This window comes from Rhodoferax ferrireducens, assembly GCF_003347515.1.
GTDB lineage: Bacteria > Pseudomonadota > Gammaproteobacteria > Burkholderiales > Burkholderiaceae_C > Rhodoferax.
Genome location: NZ_QEII01000205.1, coordinates 1 through 1,560 on the forward strand (window position 1 = coordinate 1; position 1,560 = coordinate 1,560).

2 protein-coding genes are annotated in these 1,560 nt (G+C 55.1%); one reads left to right on the forward strand and one right to left on the reverse strand.

Annotated features, from left to right (window positions below):
- Positions 1–101 precede the first annotated feature (101 nt).
- Positions 102–1,106: an IS630 family transposase gene (locus tag C5P05_RS02740; protein ID WP_114968346.1), complete on the reverse strand. Its 1,005-nt coding sequence runs from the start codon at positions 1,104–1,106 to the stop codon at positions 102–104.
- A 5-nt stretch (positions 1,107–1,111) separates the two neighbouring features.
- Between C5P05_RS02740 and C5P05_RS02745 the strand changes: the two genes are divergently transcribed.
- The gene (locus C5P05_RS02745; protein WP_114968347.1) at positions 1,112–1,507 is read left to right on the forward strand and encodes a LysR substrate-binding domain-containing protein; all 396 of its coding nucleotides are present in this window, start codon (positions 1,112–1,114) and stop codon (positions 1,505–1,507) included.
- Positions 1,508–1,560 lie beyond the last annotated feature (53 nt).

The following is a 1,560-nucleotide window of genomic DNA, read 5'->3' on the forward strand; positions in this document are numbered from 1 at the left end:
GCTGTAGAACCGGCGCTTGGGGGCTTGGGTGATGCGAGTCTCGCTCGCCATGGTGTGCATGATGTTCATCGCGCACACTATCTCTGGATATCAGCAGTCCTTCAATGTGTGTTGGCCGGACGCATACTGTCGAGCATCGCCATATGCTGGTTGGCCGCCTCGCGTAATTTGGCCTTGGTGCGCACCGGAACTTTTCTGCCCATCTCCTTCTTCAAGTCCGCATTGAGCCGCTCCTCAGGGTTGAGCTGGGGGCTGTAGCTGGGCAGATAGAACAGTTCAATTTTCTCGGTTCTTTCAGCTACCCAGGCCTTGACGACTTTGCTGTGATGCACCCGAAGATTATCCAGAATCAGGAACACTTTTTTGCCGGCATCCTTGATCAACGCAGCCAAGAATTCAATGAGCTTTTCGGCATCAAAGGCATCATCAATGATCATCCAGCGGGTCTTGCCTTGGTTGGTCACCGTGGCGATCATCGAGAGCTTTTGACGGGTGCCACCGACGGTTAATGCAACGGGTATTTTGCCCGCAGGGGCGAAGCTTCTGCTACGCACATCAGTGTTGAGCAGCGCGGTCTCATCACCCCAATGGATTTCGGCACCTTCCAAGCGAGCACGCTGCTCTATGCCAGGGTATTCACCCTCCAGCCACGCCTGCACCGCCACCGGGTTTTGCTCATAGGCGCGCTTGATCGGCTTTTGCGGCGTGAACCCCCAGCGCTTGAGATATTTACCCACGCTGCGCACGTGCAGTTTGATGCCGTACTCCTGATCAATAAGCACGCCTACTGCTGCCCGGCTCCAGAGGAAGAAATCCATCTTGAGTTGCTCGGGGCGCTTATCAATAATGGTGCGCTGGATGCTGTCTTCCTGAGCCTGCGTAAGGGTGCGCCCCACACCTGGACTACGCCCGCGCAAGGCGGGTCGAATTGCAGGCCAGCCGCCTGCATCGAACAGGTCAATGCAGGCGCGAACCGCCGGGTAGCTCAAGCCCGTCATGGACACGATTTGCATGACACCGAGCGCCTTTTTGTGCAACCGAACGACTTGCTTGCGCCTCTCGTGGAGTTGCTCCAGTGATTGCTTTCTTGCATTTTCTTTTTCCATAAAAATTGGAGCCAGGCAATGCAAAAAAGTTCATATTTCATTGGGCCGCATCAATAAGTCCAGCCAGGTATGCGACCGGTCGGCACATTGGTATCTCGCGCCAGCGCCTCGAAATGGGTCCAATTGATGAAGCCATGAGCGCGCTCGGTCTGGAAAGAGAGATTGCCACCACCGTCGGTGGATTTTCGACTGCGGTGGCGATGGCCCGTGCGTCAGATTTAATTGCAAGCGTTCCGGAACGCCATACGGGGAATTTACGTGCAGGAATGCATACTTTCACGCTTCCATTTGCGACCCCCGAGTTCACCGTATCGCTTCTTTGGCATCCCCGGTTTCACGCAGATCCGGCGCATCGATGGCTACGTGGAGTTGTTCTGGAAATATGCGCTTTGACACACTGACCGAGGGTACGACGCTATCTGGATCTCCACGTAACTACTGCCGTTTTGCATAT

Bases quoted from the DNA above. Each gene is read 5' to 3' on its own strand.
- C5P05_RS02740 (WP_114968346.1), bottom strand. From the start codon at position 1,106: ATGGAAAAAGAAAATGCAAGAAAGCAATCACTGGAGCAACTCCACGAG.